Origin of the sequence: Larkinella sp. C7 (assembly GCF_006149005.1) — a bacterium.
Classification (GTDB): Bacteria; Bacteroidota; Bacteroidia; order Cytophagales; family Spirosomataceae; genus Larkinella.
The window spans coordinates 214,651-237,593 of sequence record NZ_VBSL01000009.1; the positions used below are offsets into that span (position 1 = coordinate 214,651).

The following is a 22,943-nucleotide window of genomic DNA, read 5'->3' on the forward strand; positions in this document are numbered from 1 at the left end:
TACTCAACCTGATTGTGTCTACTTCTACTGATTCGACTCCTTTGCCCCGACGGCTGGGATTGTGGCAAGCTACGGCCTTAAATATGATCGACATGGTCGGTATCGGGCCTTTTGTGGTGCTCCCACTGGTTATTCACATCATCGGCGGGCCGCATTTCCTCTGGGCGTGGATTCTGGGAGCGGTTATTTCGCTGATCGACGCCCTGGTTTGGGCCGAATTGGGAGCTGCTTATCCGCAGGCCGGGGGGAGCTACAACTTTCTGAAAATTGCTTACGGAGAACAACGCTGGGGCAAGATGCTGTCGTTTCTGTATGTCTGGCAAACCATGATTCAGGCCCCGCTGGTAGTCGCTTCGGGAGCCATCGGTTTTGCACAGTATGCCTCGTATCTGATCCCGCTGGAGGGCTGGGAACGCAAAGCCGTTTCCGGTGGTGTGGTGATTCTGATTACCATGCTGTTATACCGCAAAATTGAATCCATTGGCCGCATCAGCATCTTGCTATGGGTCTGTGTGCTGGCCACACTCGGCTGGATTATCTGGGGGGGGCTGACGGGCGGGCAACAGACGGTTTCGTTCGCTTTGCCGTCGGGCGAATCCCTGTCCGGATTGTTTGGCGCCGGTCTGGGAATTGCTTCCGTGAAAACGATTTATTGCTATTTAGGCTACTACAACGTCTGTCATCTGGGTGGCGAAATCCGCAATCCGTCGCGCAACATTCCGTTGAGCATGCTGATTTCGGTGGTCGGCATTGCGGTTTTGTATCTGTCCATGAACTGGAGTGTCGTCCGTGTCATTCCCTGGCAGGAAGCCCAGCACAGCGAGTTTATCATCAGTGCCGTGATCGAGCGACTCTACGGCTCGCAGGCGGGTACGATCGCGACGTTTATGGTATTGATTGTGGCGTTTTCGTCTTTATTCGCGGTTTTGCTGGGGTATTCGCGGGTTCCCTACGCGGCAGCCGCTGACGGCCAGTTTTTCCGGATCTTCGCCAAATTGCACCCCACCCGGCATTTTCCGTATGTCTCGCTGCTGTTTCTGGGTGGGCTGGGTTTCGGCTTTAGTTTGCTCTTCCGCTTGTCCGACGTCATCACGGCCATTCTGGCGATGCGGATTGTGGTGCAATTTATCGGACAGGCTGTTGGCTTGCTGCTGTTGCATAAACGCAAACAAACCAGTGCGTTTCCGTTCAAAATGCCGCTCTATCCGTTGCCGGTTTTGCTGGCCATTGCCATCTGGACCTTCATCTTCATTTCCACCGGCTGGACGTTTATGCTGTCGGGTCTGACGGTGATCGGGCTGGGTATTGTGGTCTTCCTGATTACGGCTCGCATCCGGAAACAGTGGCCGTTCGATGCGGTCAACCAACCCGCTACGCCTTCGGTAGATCCGGCGGAATCGTAATTCGCCCGCGCCAATACTCACGGCTGTACACCCGCTGGAAGGGCCAGCTTTTCATCTGTAACGCAAACGGCGTGTATGCGTGAGCGTCTTTGAGCGTGCTTTCGTAGTATAAATCGTCGTCGGTCAACACCAGCCCCTCGTACACATCGGCGGTTTTACGGGTCAGATCAGCAAAGGGCAGTTCTTCCACCAGACCGGTTTTGGTGTCTTTCAGTGCATCTTTCAGCAAACGCGCCCCCGGAACGCGGTCGGTTCGGCGGGGTTGCGGGGCATACGAACCGTCGGCCACGGAGAGGGCATACTCGAGGTATTGCTTCAACACTTTCGGCCCTTCATTGGCCGTATTTTCAACGGAAAGCTGTTGCGGGTAAATGCTTGTGACCACGTAGACGCGTTCCCTCGCCCGCGTCACGGCCACATTCAGGCGGTTTTCGCCCCCTTTGGCGTTTAAACTGCCGAATTGCGCCGATAACTTCCCGCGAACATCGGGTGCGTAGCCGATGGAAAAAATAATCACATCGCGCTCGTCGCCCTGCACATTTTCGATGTTTTTGACGAACGTAGTTTCGGTGGAAGTGGGGGATGCTGATGCCGATTTCAAATCGCCGGGCGACCCTGCTGCATCTTGATCTGTTTCGGATCGCCGGGCGACCCCGTTGTAATCCGAAATGTCATTCGTTCCAGCGGGGGCGCCCGGCGATTGCAAAGCTGGAACAGCGCGCACCCCCAGCCCAGCCAGCGCGTGTTCCTCCAGCAATTCCTGAATCAACTGCTGCTGCTGGAAATTGAACGTCACCACGCCGATGGAACGCCCCGGCAACTCGTTCGCCAGTTGATCGATCAGGGCAACCACGGCGCGGGCTTCGGTTTCATTGGTGTTCGTTTCCCAGGTTCCTTTCACGTTTAAATACCGGATGGCAGGCTCCCGACGGTTGAGCTGGTGAAAATCGGGGAGGAGATGCAGTGAATTCTTGTAAAAAAGGCGGTTTGAGAAATCAATCAGATCAATCGAGCGACTGCGGTAGTGGCCGCGCAACTGCGTTTGCGGGAAATAATGCGTGGCCAGATCGAGTAATGATTCTACTTCCAGCGCAGCGGACGTTTCCTCACTGGGTTCGGTTTCAAAGCGGATGCGGTACAAATCGCTCGGTTGAAGCTGCTTGCTGTCGCCGGTGATGACCACCTGCTTGGCGCGATACATCGCCGGAATGCCGTTTTCGGCGAAACACTGCGAGGCTTCATCGAAAATCACCAGATCGAAAAGCCCCGGTTTCATCGGAAAAATGGCCGAAACCGACTCCGGCGAAGCCATCCAGCACGGAACCAGTTGAAATACTTCGTCCGAATGCTGCTCCATCAGTTTCCGAACCGGCCAGATGTTGCGTTTTTTGGTCACCTGGTGGCTCAATTCCCGGTAGGTCACGAGGTTGTTCAGGCGGTTGAAAGCCAGATTCTGGTACGCCTTTTCACGGAGTTTAACCAGCAGAATCTGGCGGCTCAGCGTCTGCTTTTTTCGGACACTTTCCTGTAAAGTGGTTTCTAACTGGCTGATTTTTAGGGATGAAACGCCACGCAGAATGGGGTAAATACCTTCAAGATGTTCAATCCAGGCCAGGTGCAGGCTGTTTAAAAACAGCCAGACCGTTCCGGTATCGCCCAGCCTTTGCACAATCTCCCGTTCCGAAGGTGTGAAGTTTTCGGTCAGCCGATCGGTTTCAATCAGCAGGTCGATGTCCTGCTCCAGCACCTGAATCAGCCGATCGGTTTGGGCAGGTTCCGGCCACAGCCGCTGGATTTGCGATTCGCTCAAAAACGATTGCCACCGGCTGCGTTGGGCTGCCACGCCACGACCGGTTTCCAGCAATTGCTGTACGGTTTTTGAAAAAACGCCGACGGTTTCCAATCGGGATTCGGGCAGGGCCTTTAACCAGGAAATGGCGTTCAGCCGACGGATCGCTTCGAGCGCCTGACGGGCCAGACGAACGGTCAGAACGGCATTTTCGGCGGTAACGTCCTGGTTGACATTCTTTTCGATTTGCTGACGAAGGATTTCAAAACGGATTCGACGCTGTACTTTTTCGAGCAAAACCGGCAGCGTTTCGTCAGAAAGGGCCAGGCCGTTGGTGGACGCGAGTTGCTGCAACCCGGTTTTGTCTTTGCTGAACCAGCCCCAAACCGTGCGCCCGACAAACGACGAATGGCTTTGAATCGCTTCCTGCAACCGTTGGGCCATGTTGGGCAGGTCGGTCACCGGGAGGCTTTTTTCGATTCCGGTTCCGCCCAGGCAGTCAATGAGTTCAGTTTCCATTCGTTCCAGTTCCTCCGGTTCGGTCCGGAACAGCGGATGGCCGGGCTGTTGCTGCAACCAGCGCACCCACTGCCAGCGGGGGGCCGAAGGGTCGGCATTGAGCAAGGTCAGCAAAGCCGTGGTTTCCCATTCGTCTTCCTGTACGGTTTCCCAGTCGGCGAGCGAAAAGGTACGATGGGTGAGCGTTTGGGCCTGTTCGGTTACGGTTTTAACGAAAACCGGCAGTTCTCCCAGCAGTTTTTTGAGTGCCGGGAGTTGGCCAAACGAGAAGGGAGCGAAGGAAATCCGGTCGGCCCACGGATGATCGGGACCCAGGCGGTTTACATAAGCACCGTATTCCCGGAGTTTTTCCACAAAACCGGCCACCGAATCGGGCCGGAACTGCCTGTATACATCCGCAAGCGGAATGGTCTTGGCGGTGGGATCGCTGCTCAGGTACAACTGTTTGGCGGAAATTCCCGCTTCTGTTTCGTCGAACAGCGCTTCCTTGAAGGCTTGTAATTCGGCCAGTGTCTGATCGATCCGGCGGCTTTCCTGATCGAAATTGCGTTCCAGCAAAATCGCATCCAGGCCGTAATTCTGTTTGCGGTATTCTTCCACCCGCTCAATCTGACCGGCGATCTGGTCGTAAAGTGCCTTGCGGTCGTTCTTGAAATCGTGAATCAGGGCCGAAAAAGGCTGCATACCGACCTGGCGCAGTCGTTCGTAGACTACATCCAAAGCCGCCCGTTTCTGACAAACCAGCAAAACCCGCTTGCCCTGCGCGGCAAAATCGGCCATCAGATTCCCGATTAACTGCGATTTGCCGGTTCCCGGAGGGCCCTGCACCACCATCGACTCCCCGGCTTTGATGCGCCGGATGGCTTCCTCCTGCGACGCGTCGAGGGCCAGGGGGGTGTGCAGCGTTTCTTCCCGGACCGGAATCGGTTTCCGAGACGGGCTAAAATTGGGGAGCAAACCGGCTATCGACGCTTCGGAGGGCGGCTCCGGCAGCTCGTCCGTTTGCAGAAACTGCACGGCTTCGCCTTCCAGCAGCACCTCATAATCCGGGACCAGATACGAACCCGCCTGCGGAAAAATGCCTAGTACGGCTTCGGGATACAGCTTCAGTTCGCCGTTGCGCTCCAGTTTATCCAGATCGGTTTTTTTGACCGGATCGAACCACTGGAGTTGATCCGTAAAAAGATTCTGATTGAAATTGATTTCCAACGGACTGGCTTTCAGCCATTCGTAGAGTTGGGTGCGAAAAACCGTAGCGTCTTTGTCGTACTCATCCAGCGTATGTTCCAAAACCGCATCGGGCAGAATGAACTGGTTGTAGTAGGCATACGCCATCAAAAAGCTGCGGTTAAGCATGATGGACTCATCCGCCCGGCGAACGAGCATCCATTTGTTTCCCTGGGGTTCGAGGTGGACCGGAAAGAAAACCAGCGGCCCGTGAATCACCGTTCCGTCGGCCAGCTTGCCACGCACGAAGGGATACCCCACGTACAAATCTTCCGAACCGCGTTCTTCTTCAATAAACCGGTCGGTTCGGGCAATTTTCCGGAGTTTTTTGCTGACCTCGTTGCCTTTTTCCAGCCGGCTGTCCATCACATCGCAGAGCGGGATGGCCGGACGACGCGCCATCAACTGACGGACGAGATCGAACGACGGTTTGTTGTCCAGAAAATCAAGCTCGTGCAGATCCAGAAACTGTTCGACGGGCAAGTTGGTCAGCAGCAGCGACCGGTTGCGGCTGCTGAGGTTGGTCAGGCGTTTGAGATAAGCTTTAAGAACCGTCGGGGATAGCATACGTACCCACGGATTTGAATCCGTGTTTTGTCCGGGAAACTGTCAGAAAATAGGGCGCGAATGAAAACGCCACCGAAGAGTGAATGCACCTGGTTGTGCTATCAAACGAAGCACCTTTCTCCCCGCTGCCCCCACAAAACTACCCAAAAAGCCGTAAAAACACAGGGGCCTCAAAAGGGTTGCCCGGCTTAAACGATCAGGGTTGAGGTTCGCCCTGATTCGTCAGGAATTCTCCGGTGCTTCATTGTGGTAAAATCGTACATCAAATGGCTATAAATGTATATTAAAACAATAAAATATTAGTATAATATTGCAATATAGTTATATAAGTAGCATTTGTTATCACAGATACTGTACGCTTAAATTCATTCTAAGGTCCTCAATATGGGTCTTTTTGACGTGTAGACGCACCGATAACGCAATGGCTTCGACTCCTAAGCATATGCCTGGTGGAATGATCCGGCGGTCGCCGAAGACCGACGAGGCTCTCTATGTACAGTATCGACCGGTTTCCCTCAAATTTTGCGAGTCCCTGATTAAAAACAGGGCAGAAGCTGAGAAAATGGTTTGCGCTGTTTTCAGCGAGCTGCGGGATAACGGATCAGAACCTCAATCTGACTCGGAATTTAAATCCTGGTTATTCCTGAGGTTGCGGAATCAGGTTGTTACTTACCTGACAACCCGCGCTAAAAGCGAGTTGTCAGGCAGCCCGGCCGATTCCCAATTCAATGGCAACCGGACCAATCAGTCATTGATCCGGTTGTGAACCTCCTTACCGGGTCGAAATCTCCCTGAAAGTTTGCTCGAAATCTAAGCCTCTACTTCCTCAGGTTCCTTTTTCTTTTCCGGAATCAGCCAGGAGGCCAGAATACTGACGCCCAGAATGGTGAGAATGACATAGAGCGAGTAAACCGTCTCGAAACCGTGCGCTTCCAGCCAACTGTGAAAGATCATTTTTAATCCGATGAACGTCAGCAGGGCCGCCAGACCGGTTTTCAGGAAACGGAACTGGCTCATGATGCTGGAGAGGAAGAAGAACATCGACCGCAGCCCCATGATGGCGAAAACATTGGAGAAAAAGACGATGTAGGGGTCTTTGGTAATCGAGAAAATGGCCGGAATCGAGTCGACGGCAAACACCAGATCGGTGAAAGCAACCACGATAACGACAATGAACAGGGGCGTCACGAACAGCTTGCGGTCGGATTTCCGGCGGACGAAAAAGTGGTCGATGACGTTCCGGCGGTAGACGTTCAGGTATTTGGCCGTCAGCTTCACCACCGGGTGGTTTTTTGGTTCCATCTGCTGATCTTCGTCCTTTTCGAAGAAAAGTTTGATCCCGGTGTAGACTAGAAAAGCCCCAAAAATGTAGATGATCCATTCGAACCGCTGTAAGAGGGCGGAGCCGACGAAAATGAAGATAAACCGCAGGACGATGGCCCCCAGAATGCCCCAGACCAGAATCTTTTTGTAGAACTTCTGACGTACGCCGAACGACGCGAAAATCATGATGAAGACGAAAATATTATCGGCCGACAGGGAATACTCAACCAGATAACCGGTGATGTATTCCAGCGCCATGTTGTTCTGGAAAATGGCCAGACTCTGCTCGAAATTGCCCGGAATCAATTTGAGGTGATCGGCATACAGGCTGCGGACTTCTTCCAGCCGCGCCATATCGGTAATGCCGTGAACGAGGTAACCGAAATTTTTAATGAAAAAATAGAAGCCAATCGATAACGCCACCCAAACCGCACTCCAGGTACCGGCTTCTTTAAAACTGACAATATGGCTTTTCTGCTTCGTAAATGCCCCCAAATCGAAGGCCATCACCAACAGAACGAAGAGCGCAAAGCAGATGAAAAATATGGTTTCGTAACTCATGAGTCGAAAAACAATGAAATTTAGCGTATAACGAGTGTTTAAATAGAACTGTTTAATTGGCTTTTGGCACAAAATTCGCCGGAAGATCGGAGAGTTGCAGAACCAAACAAATCGGATTGTGAAACTGATTGCAATATAGCTCTATTAAGTAACAGGTTATGATTTCGGTTGATTCCTTATTTTTGCAAATATGTATCATGATAAGAAAGTCGTAGTTGTATTACCGGCCTACCGGGCCGCCCTGACGCTGGAACGTACCTACCGTGAAATCCCGTTCGATATCGTTGATGAGGTCATTCTGGTCGATGATGCCAGTCCGGACAATACCGTCGATGAAGCAAAGCGCCTGGGCATCCGGCATGTGATCCGGCACGAAAAAAACAAAGGCTACGGCGGCAATCAAAAATCCTGTTACCGCAAGGCGATGGAACTGAAGGCCGACATTGTTGTGATGTTACATCCTGATTATCAGTACACGCCCAAGCTGATTGTGGCAATGGTCAGCCTGATTGGCAATGATTTGTACCCGGTGGTGTTTGGCTCCCGGATTCTGGGCAAAGGGGCGTTGAAAGGCGGAATGCCGCTGTATAAATACGTGGCCAACCGCTTCCTGACACTGACGCAAAATGTGCTGATGAACCAGAAACTGTCGGAATACCATACCGGTTACCGGGCGTTTTCGGGCGAAGTGCTGCGTAGTCTGGATTTTACGCACAACTCCGACGATTTCATTTTTGACAATGAAATGATCGCCCAAATCTTTCACAAAGGCTTTGAAATTGCCGAGGTGACCTGCCCGACGAAATACTTTGAGGAAGCGTCGTCGATCAATTTCCGGCGAAGCAGCATCTACGGTTTGGGCGTATTGGCAGTGTCGATACGCTACCGGCTGCACCGCTGGGGGCTTATGCGTTGGAAGGTATTGCAGTAGATTCGGGCACTGCCTGATCGGTGACCGGCAAAACCGCCGGTATAATTTCCAGAATCATCGACTCCAGCGTCAGGCCCGGCCCGAAAGCGCAACTCAGGATGTTTCCCGCCCCCGACTCCGAAAGCAGGTGATTCCGGATTTCTTTCAGCACAAACAGAACCGTGGCCGACGACATGTTGCCGTACTTTCGCAACACCTCGTAGGCAAAGCGGTTTTCGTGCGGTTCGATGCCCAACTGTTGCTCAATCACTTCCAGAATTTTGCGTCCGCCGGGATGCATGGCATACTGCGTGATGTCTTCAATGGCCAGTCCACTGCGTTCCAGTAAGCGGGAAAGTGCCTGGCCGATGCCCTGCCGGATCACCGTCGGCACGTCCGACGTCAGCGTCATTTCAAACCCATGGTCGTTGATGATCCAACCCATGTCGTTTTTTCCATCGGGTAATAAATCGCAGAAGAACGTCCGCATCCGGAAGGAGGGAGCCGGTTTTTCCCGGTGGGGTCGACCTTCCACCAACACCGCAGCGGCTCCGTCGGCGAAGAGCGCGTTGGACAGGAGATGATCTTCGTCGGTTTTTTTCTGAAAATGAATCGTACACAATTCCAGGCAAACGATCAGCACGCAGGCCGACGGATCGGCGCGGACGAAGGCGTCGGCGGTTTTCAGCGCGTTGAAAGCACCGTAGCAGCCCATAAAGTTGATGGCGGTGCGTTGGGTGGTGGTGGGTAGCCCGAGGGCTTCGATCAGGTCGATGTCCAGCCCCGGCGCATACATACCCGTGCAACTCACCGTGATCAGGTGCGTGGGCTGCACGGTTCGTTTTTCGTCGCGGTATAAATCCTGAATAGCCGCCACCGCCAGCGGGAGGGCTTCTTGGCGGTACAATTCCATCCGGGTTCCGACGGTCGGAAACGGTTCAAGATCAGGCGTATTCGGAAAAAATGTATATTCACCCGGTGAAGCACCGTAGTCGGGCAGCACCGAATGCCGCCGGTCGATGCGGGTCAGTCGGTAGAGGGCCTGTAATTTTCGCCGGTTGTGTTCATCGAGCTGGAGAGCCTGCGCCATGAACGAAGCAATTTGCAACTGCGAGAAGCCGTATGACGGAACGGCCGTGCCGATGGCAGTAATGTAGCTATCCATTTAGTCCTATTCAGGGTTGCCGGAGCGATCCGGACTTTTCTATAACCAAAGGTTCACTTGAATGTTAGACTTTGCATGATGAAATCTGTACCCTCTATCCTTCCTCTCCCGGTATGACCTTTCGGACTGTCTGGCTCCATTTGCGGGTGCCGTTTTCGTTTTTTCTATTGCCGGTTTTTCTCTTTGCGCTGAGTCAGTCGGAAAGTCTTCGTCAGGGTACGCTGGATTGGGGGCGGGTGACCGTGATCGGGGCGGTTATTCACCTTTTGCTCTATCCGGCCAGCAATGCCTACAACAGTTATTTCGACAAAGACGAAGGCAGTATCGGCATTCTGGAAACGCCCCCGCCGGTCGATAAAACCCTGTTTTACGTCGCCTGGGCGCTGGACCTGCTGGCGTTGGCGATTGGCGTCTGGATCGGGTGGGCATTCGTGGCCTATTTACTCATTTACGGATTGATTTCCAAAGCGTATAGTCATCCAATTATTCGCTTAAAAAAGTACCCCATTGCCAGTTGGCTTGTGATCGGATTGTTTCAGGGCGGTTTTACCTACCTGATGTCCCTGCAAGCCATCGATGCGCTACCGGTTTTTAACCTGCTGACCTTCCGGCCTCTGCTGGCGGCTCTCCTTTGCACGCTGAACCTGCTGGCCATTTACCCGATCACGCAGGTGTATCAGCACGAGGAAGACGGCCGTCGGGGCGATTTGACGATGAGCCGTTTGCTCGGGGTTCGCTGTACCTTTCTGAATACGCTGATCTGGTTCACGCTGTCGCTGGCCGGTTTTTACGTGTATTTCCGGGGCGAGACGGTATTCTGGCTGTTGCCCGTCTGTTTGTTGCCGGGGGTGTTGTATTTTCTGTTCTGGGCAAACCGGGTTTTTCGGGACGAGCGGCAGGCTGATTTTCGGTCGGCGATGCGCATGACGCTGCTGGCGGGCACGGGGCTGAATGTTTTCTTTCTTTTTTTGTTGGTTTTAACCGATTCATAATCAGAATCTAAGTGGCATTATTGATGATAATGCTAATTTTTTTTCAGGAAAGTACTTGCCAAACGGCGCAGACCCCTTATATTTGCATCCACAAAACGCCAACGTTCTGGCATAGAACGCGAAAGTAGCTCAGCTGGTAGAGCGCGACCTTGCCAAGGTCGAGGTCGCGGGTTCGAACCCCGTCTTTCGCTCAAAAGCACCCACCGCGGTGCTTTTTTTGTAGAATGTGGTTGCTACCACGCCGGGATGGCGGAATAGGTAGACGCGCAGGACTTAAAATCCTGTGAGCAGTAATGTTCGTGCGGGTTCGATTCCCGCTCCCGGTACATTGAAACACCTTACAAATGACTAATTACCAGTTATTTATAAGGTGTTTTTGATTTTCTTCTGCGACATAATCAGCGATGCCTCCACCATCCGGAAGCATAACTCCGACTCTTTTGACGCTGGAAAGCAGACCTGGAAAAACAAGAAAAAGCCCGTCTCAGATCACCTGAGACGGGCTTTTTCGAAGCGTTAGGACTTAAATCAGGCTAGATCAAACCGGTCCAGGTTCATCACTTTATTCCAGGCTTTTACGAAGTCCCGGACAAATTTGCCCTGCGCATCGGCGCTGCCATACACTTCAGCAATGGCTCTCAGTTCGGAGTTGGAGCCAAAGACCAGATCGGCACGGGTGGCAGTCCATTTGGGTTGACCGCTACTCCGATCGCTGCCCAAATACAATTCCCGGTCTTCGGAAATGGCTTTCCAGGCGGTGTTCATGTCGAGCAGGTTCACAAAGAAATCGGTGGTAAGCTTGCCCGGATGTTGCGTAAACACACCGTTTTTGGAACCATCGAAATTCGTGTTCAGGACCCGCATTCCGCCCACCAGCACGGTTAATTCTGGTGCTGTCAGGGTGAGCAATTGCGCCTTGTCGATCAGCAACTCTTCGGTAGAAGCCGAAAGCTTTGCTTTGCGGTAGTTGCGGAAACCGTCTGCAATCGGTTCCAGGTACCCGACCGATTCCACGTCGGTTTGTTCCTGCGACGCGTCCATACGACCCGCGGTGAAAGGAACGCTGATGGGGTGTCCGGCATCGTTCGCTGCCTTTTCAACGCCCGCACAACCGGCCAGCACGATCAGATCGGCCAGTGAAACTTTTTTGCCGTCCGACTGCGTCCCGTTGAATTCCTGCTGAATGCTTTCCAGAATGCCCAGCACTTTTTGCAACTGCACGGGGTTGTTGACTTTCCAGTCTTTTTGGGGAGCCAGGCGAATGCGGGCGCCATTGGCACCTCCGCGTTTGTCGGAGCCCCGGAAGGTAGAAGCCGAAGCCCAGGCGGTGGAAACCAGTTCCGAAACGCTCAGGCCGGAGGCCAGTATGTTTGCTTTCAGGGCCGCTATGTCATTTTCGTCGATCAGGGCATGATCCACCGCCGGAATGGGGTCTTGCCAGATCAATACTTCGGCCGGTACGTCAGGACCCAGATACCGGGCGCGGGGGCCCATGTCGCGGTGCGTTAGTTTGAACCACGCCCGGGCAAACGCATCGGCAAAGGCGTCGGGATTTTCCAGAAACCGGCGGGATATTTTTTCGTAAGCCGGATCGAACTTCAGCGCCAGGTCGGTCGTCAGCATGGTTGGTGCATGCTTTTTGGAGGGATCATACGCATCGGGGATAATGCTCCCGGCGTCTTTTGCCACCCATTGGTGCGCACCACCGGGGCTTTTCGTCAATTCCCATTCAAAACCCAGCAGGTTTTCGAAGAAATTATTGCTCCACTGGGTCGGTGTTTTGGTCCAGATGACTTCCAGCCCGCTGGTGATCGTGTCGGCCCCTTTGCCCGAACCATAGCTGTTGCTCCAGCCAAATCCCTGCGATTCCAGATCGGCAGCTTCCGGCTCTTTGCCTACGTGCTCGGAAGTGGCAGCGCCGTGGGTTTTACCGAAGCTGTGCCCACCGGCAATCAGGGCAACGGTTTCTTCGTCATTCATGGCCATGCGGCCAAAGGTTTCGCGAATGTCTCTTGCGGCCGCTACGGGATCCGGATTGCCATCGGGACCTTCGGGATTGACGTAGATCAGTCCCATGTGGGCGGCACCGAGCGGTTTTTCCAGGTTGCGGGAATGAATGTTGCGTCCCGGATCTTCATCCGATGATACGACACCATGGTCTGCAACACCGGGCGAACCATCGGCGTAGCGGTGGTCGTTGCCCAACCAGGTGGTTTCGGCACCCCAATAGACGTCTTCATCCGGCTCCCAGACATCGGCCCGTCCGCCGGCAAAGCCAAAGGTTTTGAAACCCATCGATTCGAGGGCCACATTACCGGTAAGAATCATCAAATCAGCCCAGGAAAGGCTGCGGCCATATTTCTGTTTGATCGGCCAAAGCAACCGGCGCGCTTTATCGAGGCTCACGTTATCGGGCCAGCTATTCAATGGAGCAAAACGTTGTTGTCCGGCACCGGCACCACCCCGGCCATCGCCCACGCGGTAGGTTCCGGCGCTGTGCCAGGCCATGCGGATGAACAAAGGACCATAGTGTCCGAAGTCGGCCGGCCACCAGTCCTGTGAATCGGTCATGAGGGCGTGAAGGTCGCTTTTTACGGCTTCCAGGTCGAGACTTTTGAAGGCTTCGGCGTAGTTGAAATCTTCACCCATCGGGTCGGATAAGGACGAGTGCTGACGCAGGATGTTGAGCTTCAACTGGTTGGGCCACCAATCACGGTTTCGGGTGCCACCACCGCCCACGTTGTGTTTCAGACTGCCATTGTGAACCGGGCACTTGCTGATGTCGTTTGATCCTTTTTCCATTTCGATACATTCTTTGTTTAATCGATAGATGCCTGCACCGGATTGGGTGCAGCGGGATAAAATTATGTTATTGGGAGAAATAATACCAATCGATATATTCTATATTTACATAGGTAAAATCTATTACGGCATTTGCCCCGCCGATTCTGGAGAAGGAGCTAGCGGAAGAGGCTTTTTTTACCGCATCATGGAGGGTGAAATGCAGTGCCTGCCTGGTTGAACGGTATTCCTGATTCGTTGCGAAGCCGCCCAGGAAAACTTGGTATAATTCTATTATTCGTGCCAATAAGAAAATTTTTTTTCAAAAACATTAATTGTCTTATTGACAATTAAAAAATAAACGTCAACTTTACAGTTATTAAATTACGTTCGTACGACACCTTTTACTCATGCTAAATTTTCCGCTTCAACAGAATGAGGCTGCTCGCCGTCGGATGATTTACCGGAGTTCCCGGATCGACTGGAAATCTCCTGCAGGAAATTTGACACGTGATACGGGTGAGGCCGCCACCGTACGATTCAGCTAACCCGTACTCATTTTTGCTTTATCAGTCTTTATTTCAGTAAGCTCCATGACTTCTCAGGCCCAGGATCAAGCGTTATGGCAATCCTTTCGTGAGGGAGAAAAACAGGCCTTGGGCCGGTTGGTCGAGTGCTATTATGGCGCGCTGAAACACTATGGGCTGAAATTTATGGTGGATGAAGCCGTGGTTGAAGACTGTATTCAGGAGCTTTTTCTGCAACTCTGGCAAAACCGCTTGCAGATCAATGAGACGGGCTGTATCAGGCACTATTTATTGAAGGCCCTCCGGAACCACATCCTTCAGTATTTACGGGTTCAGAAACGCTGGAAATTCGAAGAGTTGGATTGGGACAACTCCGGAATTGACGAAGTTGATTCCGAAACTTTATTGATCCGTCAGGAATCACTGGCTGGTATGACAAAGACCATTCAGGATCAACTGGCTACCCTACCTGCCCGTGAACGGGAGGCCCTGTATCTGCGCTACTACGAGAACTTATCCATCCCCGAGATTGCCGAAGTGATGCACGTAAACCGGCAATCGGTCTCCAATTTTTTGCAAAAAGCACTCGGCAAACTCCGGAGCCGGTGGTTTGTCCAGCTATGGCCGTGAGATTTTGTATTTTTTCTCAAAAAAATTCGCTTTGAGAAGGGTATCAACGCGCCAAGTCTTCATACTATCAATAAAAACAGCCGAATAGTACCAATGTACCTTCCTTTCGAACGTTTTTCGACCGTTGAGGATTTCCTGGAAAGCGACGCTTTCCGGCGCTGGATGCTGGAAAAACGACCGGAAGATCAGGCTTTTTGGCGGGAGTGGCTGGCTCAGAATCCGGATAAACGGGAACTCTACGAGCAGGCCGTGGCTACTTTTCTGGCCATTCAGGGCAAAACCGCTGTGCCTTCGCGGAAGCAGGCGAAAGAGAAAGCGGACGAAATTCTGGATCAATTGCCGGACGCTTCCCCGGCTATCAAACCGCTCTTTCGTGGACGCTGGGGGCGCTGGGCAACCGCAGCGGCCGTGGTGATGTTGCTGGTCTGGTGGCAATTGGATCAACCCGTCTTTCAGACAGGCCGCGTGGTTGGCAGGCAGGAAAAACAGCAGGCAAGTGGGGATGACTGGAAACTGGTGAAGAATGGTACGGAGCAGTCGCTGGTGGTTGTGTTGCCCGATAATTCCTCGGTTCTGCTGTCGCCCGATAGCCAGATCCGGTTTCGCAAACAAACACATCCGGCGGTTCGGGAAGTGTATCTTCAGGGTGAAGGTTTCTTTGAAGTGGCCAAAAATCCGGCTAAACCGTTTATCGTTTACACGTCCAATCTAACGACCAAAGTGCTGGGGACCTGTTTTCAGGTACGGTCTTTTGACAAAGAGTCCACGGCGTTTGTCAAAGTGAAAACGGGTAAAGTTGCGGTTTCTTCCGTTAAATCGCCGGGCAAAACCGTCCTGCTGACGGTAAACGAAGAACTTCGGCTGAATGCCAGTGCGGAGAAGTTGGTCCGGCACGAACACTTTTTGGAGAAAGAACCACCATCCGCCCCGTTGGCTCAACCATTCGCGTTCAATTACACGCCCGTTACGGAGATCTTTGATCAGTTGGAAGCGAGTTACCACATGCCCATTCACTATGACCGGAGCCTGCTGAAAAACTGCACCTTTACCGGACAACTCAATGATGTGCCTTTCCTTGAAAAAGTGCGGCTCATCTGCCTAACGACGGCTTCTACCTTTGAACTGGTAGACAATCAGGTGGTCATCCACAGCCAGGGTTGTAATTGATTTTTTAACTCTTAACCAAAGCCAGGTAACATGAACTAGAAACCCATCTCTTTCCTGCCAGAAATAGGCGACAGTGCTTCCAACACCATCGCCTGTACGCTTCCCAAATCATGTGCGTTCCACCACACATTATCCCTTTAGGTGAGGGGTCGGGAACACTTTTGCCATTCCTAACTAATTGAAGAACAACAAAGCACGCAAACTTATGCATTCCTATTCTATAAACCGCAATGCTTGGGTCAGGATTATGAAATTTTCAAGCCTACAACTATTGCTTGCGCTCGCCTTCATTCACATCAGCGTGGCGTTCGATGTGCGGGGCCAGGAAATCCTGAACCGACGAATCAGTCTCTCCGCCAAAAATCAGGACGTCGAGACCGTGATCAAACGCATCGAAGAACAGGCTGATGTGCAGTTTCTGTTCAGCCGGGAGATTATCCAATCCAAACGAAAAATCTCTTACCAGGCTAAGAATGAGCAGCTTCATGTGGTTCTAAACCAGATCCTTACGCCACTGAATGTCAGCTACGAGATCGTCAATCAGCAAATTGTACTCAAAAGAATGTCGACGCCACCCGGACCGCTCCAGGGCAAACTTTCCGATGTGAACGCCGTTGAGACCGTTCAGGATGTACAAATCACGGGGAAGGTCACGGCTGAAAACGGGGAAGGGCTGCCGGGTGTAACGATTCAGATCAAGTCGGCTACCCGGGGCACCACCACCGACGGCAATGGTGATTACCGGCTTTCGGTGCCGTCGGCCAATGGGACGGTTCTCATTTTTTCCTACATCGGTTATACCACCAAGGAAGTAACTGTGGGGAGCCAAACGGTTGTCAATGTCGCTTTGGCTGCAGATGATAAAACGCTGGAGGAGGTGGTGGTGGTGGGCTATGGCGTTCAGCGGAAACACGATGTGACGGGTTCGGTGGTTTCGGTCAATGAAACCACGCTGAAAGAGGTTCCGGCTCCCAACCTGGTGAACCAGTTGAAAGGCCGGGCTGCCGGGGTTTCCATCATTAGCAACGGTTCTACGCCGGGTGCTCAGGGACAAATCCGGATTCGGGGAAACCGAACGCTGACGACGAGTTCCGGGTCGAGCGACGGGCTCGATGGCCCGCTGGTGGTGGTCGATGGAATCCCCTTCGGCGGACTCAATGACATCAACCCCGATGACATCGCCAGTCTCGAAATTCTGAAAGATGCTTCGGCAACGGCCATTTACGGGTCGCGGGGATCGGGGGGCGTCATTCTGATTACCACCAAACGGGGTAAAGTCGGAAAACCGGTATTCAGCTACGATGGCTATCATGGGGTGACCAACATCATGGGCAAATTCAACGTCATGAATGGACCGGAATATGCCCGGTTTAAAGACGATGCGACCAAATACAACCGCACCAGCCCCGGCACAACCGCTTATCCGCTGACCCAGAAGGAAAAAGATGCCCTGGCCGCCGGTGTTTCCACCGACTGGCAGGATTTAATTTACCGACCCGGTTTCAACACCAACCACCAGTTGAGCATGGTCGGCGGGGTTGAAAACACGCAGTATTCGCTGGGTCTGGGTTATTTCAATGAAACCGGCATCATTCCCAGCCAAAAGTTTGAACGTTACACCATCCGGGCGACGGTCGACCAGCGCATTGGCAAGCGGATCAAGATTGGGTTGAACACCCTGAATACACTGACCTACACCAACACACCGGGTGGTGGTGGTATTCCGGGTGGTTTGGTGCGGCAAACGCCACTGGCTGCACCTTACAATGCCGACGGTTCGGTCAACCTGTTTCCGGCCGAAGGCTCCATCGATGCCGCTGGCGTTAGCCCTTTAACGATTCTGACCAAGAAAGATTCGTATCTGGGCCGTACGCGGGCCTTACGGACGTTTAACAGCTTATACGCCGAGGTGGCTATCTTGCCCGGCCTGCGGTACCGGATGAATGCCGGGTTGAACTTCAGCCAGTCGAACTACAATGGCTATAATGGTCCGCTGACGTATTTTAACAGCGCTACGGTTCAGTCGTCGTCCAATGCTGAAATCAGTAATACCGAGTACTGGGACATTAACCTCCAGCACCTGCTGTACTATGACAAGACGTTTGGCAAACATAAAGTAGGCGTTACCGGGCTGTATGAAATTACGAAAAACCACTCACTGGGCAGTCGGTTTACAATCACCGGGGTTCCGGCTGATTACATCAAGACGTCTAATTTCTCGCTGGCGTCCGGAACACCGGTTGCCAACTCGGACTTCGGGAATTCATTTTCCGAAACCGGTCTGCTTTCCTACATGGGTCGGGTGAATTACAGCTACAATGACCGCTATCTGTTGACCCTGACGTTGAGACGGGATGGCTCTTCTACCTTATCGCCTGGTAACCAGTATTTTAACTATCCGGCGATTGGCGCTGGCTGGAATATTATCGAGGAAGGCTTTATGAAAGGAGCCCCGTTCATTTCGAACCTGAAACTACGGGGAAGCTGGGGTCTGTCCGGAAATCGAAACGTGGGAGCCTATGCGACGCTGGGTGCGTTGTCGGCCGGTTATTACAATTTCGGAACGGGAACCGCCGGCCAGCAGTTGGCCTACACGGTTACCAGTCTGCCAGCGACCGGTCTGGGTTGGCAGTCGACCTCGCAGGTGGATATCGGTGTTGACTTTGGCTTCCTGAATAACCGCATTACGGGTTCAGTCGATTGGTATCACCAGCAAACGAAAAACATTCTGCTGTCTGTTCCGCTGCCACCGAGCAACGGAGCCGGTTCGACCCTGAAAAACCTGGGACGCACGGAAGGCCGGGGACTGGAAACCGCGCTGACGTTTGAGATTTTCAGGAACCCGAAAGGCTTCAACTGGAGCGCCGATGTGACGTATTTCTTCAACCGCGAGAAAATTACGCAGCTTACAACGCCGACCGAACTCGCCAATTTAGGAGCAGGCTGGTTTGTGGGCCAACCGCTTTCGGTCATTTTTGACTACAAAAAAATCGGCATCTGGCAGACCTCGGACAAAGAAAACGGCACGCTGGCCAAACAGACTTCACCCACACAGTTTCCCGGCCAGATCCGGGTGGAAGATTTGAATGGCGATGGGAAGATCGATGCATCTGACCGGCAGATTCTGGGCAATTTCCAGCCCACCTGGGAAGGCGGTATCACCAACCGGTTCAGCTTCAAAAACTTTGATCTGTCGGTCGTAACCTTTGCCCGGATGGGAATGAAAGTGATCGTACCGTATCTGACGGGTAATTCCACGGGTTCGGGCGGTTTTGCGTTCTTCAACCAGGGCCGGGTCAATCAGGTGAAAACCGATTACTGGACCGAAACCAACCCGACCAATGCCTTCCCCGCACCGGATGCCGGTAGCGCCGTCGCCTATTTTGGTTCTACGCTGGGCTACTACGACGGATCGTTCATTAAAGTCAGAAGTATCAACCTGGGCTATACCTTTTCCAGTCAGTTGATCCGGAAAATCGGCATGAACTCCGCCCGGGTGTATTTCAACGCCACCAATCCGCTGATCCTGTATTCGCCCTTGGTGAAAGACAAACTGGCCGTCGATCCGGAAGGAAACAGTTATGCCAGCGGTCAGTCGACCCTGAACCCGCAGGGTGCCAGCGAACGCGGTACGCCGGAGCGTCAGATTTCTGTCAACCTGAACAACCCGCCCGTACGGCAATTCACGCTGGGGGTAAATTTTAAATTCTAATCTTGGATAGAACCATGAAAACGATAAAATTCTGGTCCATCATTGGCCTAACAGCGTTGCTCAACACGGGTTGCGAAAAAATATTAGAAGAGAATCCACAATCACAGATCGTTCCTTCCTACTTCAACACGCCGTCGGGGGTATTAGGCGGGATTGCCGGTGTCTACAACGACATCCGGGGCCAGTGGGGCACCGAAGGGTTTACGGTCGAAATGCAGGCCGGTACGGATGAGTTTTTGCAGGGAGCCAGCAGCGGGGGCGTTCCGCCCTATACGTATAATGGGTTGAACAGCAGTAACTTCGGTTCGGCCTGGGGCGTTGCTTTTCAGGACATCAACACGCTGAACGGTGTACTTAAATACGGCCAGACGATCGATCTGCCGGAGGCTACCCGCAAGCAGTACCTGGCACAGGCGAAGTTTCTGCGGGCGTTCTGGTACTTTTATCTGGTGCAGACCTGGGGCGATGTTCCGCTCAGTACCGAATTTATTACGGTCCCCTCACAGGCTGCTTCCCGCCAGCCGGTGGCGCAGGTGTATGAGTTGATTATCAAGGATCTAACCGAAGCAGCCACGGATCTGCCCAACCAGCCGACCGCCCCGTTTTTGGGAAAAGCCGCTACCAAGCCGGTGGCGCAGCTCCTGTTGGCCAAAGCATATCTAACCCGTGGCTGGCTCAACAATACAGCGGCTGATTTTACGCAGGCGGCAACCATTTGTGCGGACATCATTGCCAATAAAGCAACCTACGGTCTGGATCTATGGCAGGATTACGGCGATGCGTTTGTACCGGCCAACGATTATGGCAAAGAAACCATGTTTGTCAGCGATCACGTACTCGACCCGAAATTTGGCTACTATCAGGTTGGAGGAGCCGCTGGTGGTGGTGCTGCTCAAAATCTGACGCCCTGGTTTACCAACTGGAATTATCCCAACAACAGCGGCATCAACTCCTACAAAAGTGCTGCAGGCGCCTACGTGAACAGCGGAACCTCGTTGATGATCCGGGATTCGCAGTATGGACGGCCTTATACCCGGATGCGCCCAAACAGCTACAAATGGCCTTCAGGCCCCAATGCCGGTAAGAACTACTTTCTGGATCAGGCGTTTACGAACCGGACGGTCGATTCACGGTTTATCAATTCCTTCTATACGGTTTACATTTCCAATACCGCCGTTACGAACACCGCTACGGCCGCCAACAACAAGCGGGGCATCAGCTACACCACCGTCGTAGGGGCAGATACGGCCGTTTGGTTGCCCGACTTTGAGGTAGAAGGTGCGCCACAATTCATCGGTACACGGCCTTTCAAAGGGCTGGTCGTACCGCCTAGTTTGTGGGATAACGGCATTTTCCCGGCTTTGAAAAAATTCATGGACCCCAGCCGGGGTGCCAACTTCAACGATCCGTCGACCCGACCCTGTGTGCTGTACCGCTTTGCGGATGTATACCTGACCGGGGCCGAAGCCTACCTGAAAGCGGGCGATGCGACGAAAGCGGCTGCAATGCTGAATACGGTTCGGCAACGCGCGGCTTTCCGGAAAACCAACACGGCGGCTCAGAATGCGGCCGCTGTAACGGCCATGACGGTTACACCGGCCGACGTAACGGTTGACTTTATTCTGGACGAACGAACCCGCGAACTCTTCGGCGAATGGCAACGGTGGCATGATCTGGTTCGGACCCGTTCGCTGGTGCGACGCGTGAAAGCCTGGAATCCGGAAGCGGCTGCCAATATTCAGGATTTTCACATGCTCAGACCCATTCCCCAGTCGCAAATCGACCGGGTGGTGGAAGGGCCGAAATTCCCGCAGAATCCGGGTTATTAAGTAAGAAAAGTTGGTAGATAAATTGCGTAGACGTAAGAGGCTTTTGACCTCTTACGTCTCTTTAGCGTTACGATAAACCACCCACGCCGGAAGAACACACTGCTTTTGCAGCCCAGCCACCTGGCTATTGATTTTAAGATTGCTATGAAAAAGATGAAAAACGTTCTGCCGGGTGCTTTGCTGGCACTTGGTATTTTTTTGAGTCAACTCATTTTTGCCCAGACCACCACCCTGGTCAACCCCATCCTGACCGGTTTTTACCCGGACCCGAGCATCGTGCAGGTTGGCACCGACTACTATCTGGTCCACTCGACGTTTTCCTATTTTCCCGGCATTCCGGTTTTTCACAGCAAGGATTTAAAAAACTGGAAGCAAATCGGGAATGTCATCGACCGCCCTACTCAGATGGATTTCATGGGCGAACGGTTGACACGGGGCTTGTTTGCTCCCGCCATCAGTTACTACAAAGGCACGTACTACCTCACCTGCACCGACATAGACCACGATGGCAATTTCGTGGTGACGGCCAAAAATCCGGCTGGTCCCTGGAGCGATCCGGTTAAAATCCCGCAGGTAAGGGGGATTGATCCGTCCATTTACTTTGACGAAGCGGCTGACAAAGCCTATATTTTATACAACAGCGATGCGCCTGGCAACAAACCGTTGTATTCGGGACACCGGACCATCCGGATGTATGAGTTCGATTACCAGAATTTAAAAGTTGTCGGGGAAGAAAAACAACTGGTTAACGGTGGGGTGGATCTGTCTAAAAAACCGGTCTGGATCGAAGCCCCCCACATTATGAAGCGGAATGGCTGGTATTACCTCTACGCGGCTGAGGGCGGTACGTCGGTCAACCATTCCGAAGTGATCTTGCGGAGCAAAGAGGTCTGGGGGCCGTATGTGCCTTTTGAAGGCAATCCGATCCTGACGCAACGGGAGTTGCCAGCCGACCGGAAATACGCCATTACGTCGGCGGGTCATGCACAGTTTGTGGATGGACCCGATGGCAAGATGTATTGCATTTTTCTGGCCGTACGGCCCTACGAAGGCGATTATTACAACACCGGCCGTGAAACGTTCATTGCGCCCGTCACCTGGTCAAACGACTGGCCCATGATCGAGCATGGCGAGAAGGCAATTTCATACACTTATCCGGTTACTTACAAAGAGGTTAAACAGAAAGACGCGTTGCCCCAATCGGGTAATTTTGCGTATACGCTTACTTTTGACAAGGCACTGGACCCGGCGCTGCTGTTTATGCGAACCCTCGATAAAAGCTGGTATTCGCTGTCTAAAAAACAGGGAATGACGCTGAAACTCAAGCCCGAAACCGTCATGGAGTTGGGCAATCCGGCGTTCATCGGAAAGCGCCAGCAGCACCTGTTCAGTACGGCCGAAACCGAACTGGACTTCACCCCAACATCAGAAAAAGAAAAAGCCGGGCTGATCATTCTTCAGGATGAGGGCCATTTCTACTTTCTGTGTAAATCCAAATCGCAGGACAAAGACGTGCTGCAACTCTATAAAAGTATACCGCGATCCAAGGAAATGGAACTGCTGACCGAAGTGCCGCTGACCGGAAAAACCGGGAAAGTGGGTCTGCGTATCGCGTCGCAGGGGGATACTTATCATTTTCAGTATTCCACCGATGCTAAAAACTGGAAACTTCTTCAGGACAAGGTGGACGCTAAATTCCTGAGTACCAAAGCAGCGGGTAGCTTTATCGGCTGTTTGTATGGGATGTACGCGACGTCGTCGGGGGACGCCAGCACGAATACCGCTTCGTTCCAGTACCTGAAATATGCAGGGGATGATCCGATGTTTAAGTAATCGAATGA

12 protein-coding genes and 2 tRNA genes are annotated in these 22,943 nt (G+C 52.8%); 10 read left to right on the forward strand and 4 right to left on the reverse strand.

What is annotated here, in order from left to right; translation table 11 throughout:
* The first annotated feature begins 14 nt into the window (after nucleotides 1-14).
* On the forward strand, nucleotides 15-1,403 hold the full coding sequence (locus FH871_RS22110; protein WP_255516951.1) for an APC family permease: 1,389 nt from the start codon (nucleotides 15-17) through the stop codon (nucleotides 1,401-1,403).
* On the opposite strand, the gene FH871_RS22115 is transcribed toward FH871_RS22110, so the two are convergent.
* On the reverse strand, nucleotides 1,372-5,505 hold the full coding sequence (locus tag FH871_RS22115; RefSeq protein ID WP_138993609.1) for an AAA domain-containing protein: 4,134 nt from the start codon (nucleotides 5,503-5,505) through the stop codon (nucleotides 1,372-1,374). The two genes, FH871_RS22110 and FH871_RS22115, sit on opposite strands and share 32 nt — an antisense overlap.
* Before the next feature lie 810 nt (nucleotides 5,506-6,315).
* Entirely contained in the window at nucleotides 6,316-7,389 is a 1,074-nt protein-coding gene (locus FH871_RS22120; protein ID WP_138993610.1) for a TerC/Alx family metal homeostasis membrane protein, read from the reverse strand.
* 190 nt (nucleotides 7,390-7,579) lie between these two features.
* Here FH871_RS22120 and FH871_RS22125 point away from each other — a divergent pair, with 190 nt between their 5' ends.
* On the forward strand, nucleotides 7,580-8,320 hold the full coding sequence (locus tag FH871_RS22125; RefSeq protein WP_138993611.1) for a glycosyltransferase family 2 protein: 741 nt from the start codon (nucleotides 7,580-7,582) through the stop codon (nucleotides 8,318-8,320).
* On the opposite strand, the gene FH871_RS22130 is transcribed toward FH871_RS22125, so the two are convergent.
* Nucleotides 8,295-9,464: a type III polyketide synthase gene (locus FH871_RS22130; RefSeq protein WP_138993612.1), complete on the reverse strand. Its 1,170-nt coding sequence runs from the start codon at nucleotides 9,462-9,464 to the stop codon at nucleotides 8,295-8,297. The two genes, FH871_RS22125 and FH871_RS22130, sit on opposite strands and share 26 nt — an antisense overlap.
* A 113-nt stretch (nucleotides 9,465-9,577) precedes the next feature.
* Here FH871_RS22130 and FH871_RS22135 point away from each other — a divergent pair, with 113 nt between their 5' ends.
* The 3 genes from FH871_RS22135 to FH871_RS22145 all read left to right on the forward strand — a co-directional run bounded on the left by FH871_RS22135 (nucleotide 9,578) and on the right by FH871_RS22145 (nucleotide 10,782).
* The gene (locus tag FH871_RS22135) at nucleotides 9,578-10,456 is read left to right on the forward strand and encodes a UbiA family prenyltransferase (protein ID WP_138993613.1); all 879 of its coding nucleotides are present in this window, start codon (nucleotides 9,578-9,580) and stop codon (nucleotides 10,454-10,456) included.
* 118 nt (nucleotides 10,457-10,574) lie between these two features.
* A tRNA-Gly gene (locus FH871_RS22140) sits at nucleotides 10,575-10,647 on the forward strand.
* A 49-nt stretch (nucleotides 10,648-10,696) separates the two neighbouring features.
* Nucleotides 10,697-10,782, forward strand: a tRNA-Leu gene (locus FH871_RS22145).
* Nucleotides 10,783-10,984: 202 nt separating this feature from the next.
* Here the strand turns inward: FH871_RS22145 and katG are convergent.
* On the reverse strand, nucleotides 10,985-13,258 hold the full coding sequence (gene katG / locus FH871_RS22150; RefSeq protein WP_138993614.1) for a catalase/peroxidase HPI: 2,274 nt from the start codon (nucleotides 13,256-13,258) through the stop codon (nucleotides 10,985-10,987).
* Nucleotides 13,259-13,830: 572 nt separating this feature from the next.
* On the opposite strand from katG, the gene FH871_RS22155 reads away from it, so the two are divergent.
* The 5 genes from FH871_RS22155 (at nucleotide 13,831) to FH871_RS22175 (ending at nucleotide 22,935) form a co-directional block, all read left to right on the forward strand.
* Nucleotides 13,831-14,394: an RNA polymerase sigma factor gene (locus FH871_RS22155; protein WP_138993615.1), complete on the forward strand. Its 564-nt coding sequence runs from the start codon at nucleotides 13,831-13,833 to the stop codon at nucleotides 14,392-14,394.
* 93 nt (nucleotides 14,395-14,487) lie between these two features.
* Entirely contained in the window at nucleotides 14,488-15,561 is a 1,074-nt protein-coding gene (locus FH871_RS22160; protein WP_138993616.1) for a FecR family protein, read from the forward strand.
* Between the two features lie 247 nt (nucleotides 15,562-15,808).
* Nucleotides 15,809-19,273 carry a TonB-dependent receptor gene (locus FH871_RS22165; protein ID WP_138993617.1) on the forward strand — a complete coding sequence of 1,155 codons (3,465 nt, stop codon included), beginning with the start codon at nucleotides 15,809-15,811 and terminating at the stop codon, nucleotides 19,271-19,273.
* 14 nt (nucleotides 19,274-19,287) lie between these two features.
* On the forward strand, nucleotides 19,288-21,102 hold the full coding sequence (locus FH871_RS22170; protein ID WP_138993618.1) for a RagB/SusD family nutrient uptake outer membrane protein: 1,815 nt from the start codon (nucleotides 19,288-19,290) through the stop codon (nucleotides 21,100-21,102).
* Between the two features lie 144 nt (nucleotides 21,103-21,246).
* Nucleotides 21,247-22,935: a glycoside hydrolase family 43 protein gene (locus tag FH871_RS22175; RefSeq protein ID WP_138993619.1), complete on the forward strand. Its 1,689-nt coding sequence runs from the start codon at nucleotides 21,247-21,249 to the stop codon at nucleotides 22,933-22,935.
* Nucleotides 22,936-22,943: the final 8 nt, after the last annotated feature.

What these genes read in the sequence shown, in the direction of transcription:
- FH871_RS22155 (WP_138993615.1), top strand. Translation starts at nt 13,831, where the DNA reads ATGACTTCTCAGGCCCAGGATCAAGCGTTATGGCAATCCTTTCGTGAG.
- FH871_RS22120 (WP_138993610.1), bottom strand. Translation starts at nt 7,389, where the DNA reads ATGAGTTACGAAACCATATTTTTCATCTGCTTTGCGCTCTTCGTTCTG.
- FH871_RS22160 (WP_138993616.1), top strand. Translation starts at nt 14,488, where the DNA reads ATGTACCTTCCTTTCGAACGTTTTTCGACCGTTGAGGATTTCCTGGAA.
- FH871_RS22130 (WP_138993612.1), bottom strand. Translation starts at nt 9,464, where the DNA reads ATGGATAGCTACATTACTGCCATCGGCACGGCCGTTCCGTCATACGGC.
- FH871_RS22175 (WP_138993619.1), top strand. Translation starts at nt 21,247, where the DNA reads ATGAAAAAGATGAAAAACGTTCTGCCGGGTGCTTTGCTGGCACTTGGT.
- FH871_RS22170 (WP_138993618.1), top strand. Translation starts at nt 19,288, where the DNA reads ATGAAAACGATAAAATTCTGGTCCATCATTGGCCTAACAGCGTTGCTC.
- katG (WP_138993614.1), bottom strand. Translation starts at nt 13,258, where the DNA reads ATGGAAAAAGGATCAAACGACATCAGCAAGTGCCCGGTTCACAATGGC.
- FH871_RS22135 (WP_138993613.1), top strand. Translation starts at nt 9,578, where the DNA reads ATGACCTTTCGGACTGTCTGGCTCCATTTGCGGGTGCCGTTTTCGTTT.
- FH871_RS22125 (WP_138993611.1), top strand. Translation starts at nt 7,580, where the DNA reads ATGTATCATGATAAGAAAGTCGTAGTTGTATTACCGGCCTACCGGGCC.
- FH871_RS22165 (WP_138993617.1), top strand. Translation starts at nt 15,809, where the DNA reads ATGAAATTTTCAAGCCTACAACTATTGCTTGCGCTCGCCTTCATTCAC.
- FH871_RS22115 (WP_138993609.1), bottom strand. Translation starts at nt 5,505, where the DNA reads ATGCTATCCCCGACGGTTCTTAAAGCTTATCTCAAACGCCTGACCAAC.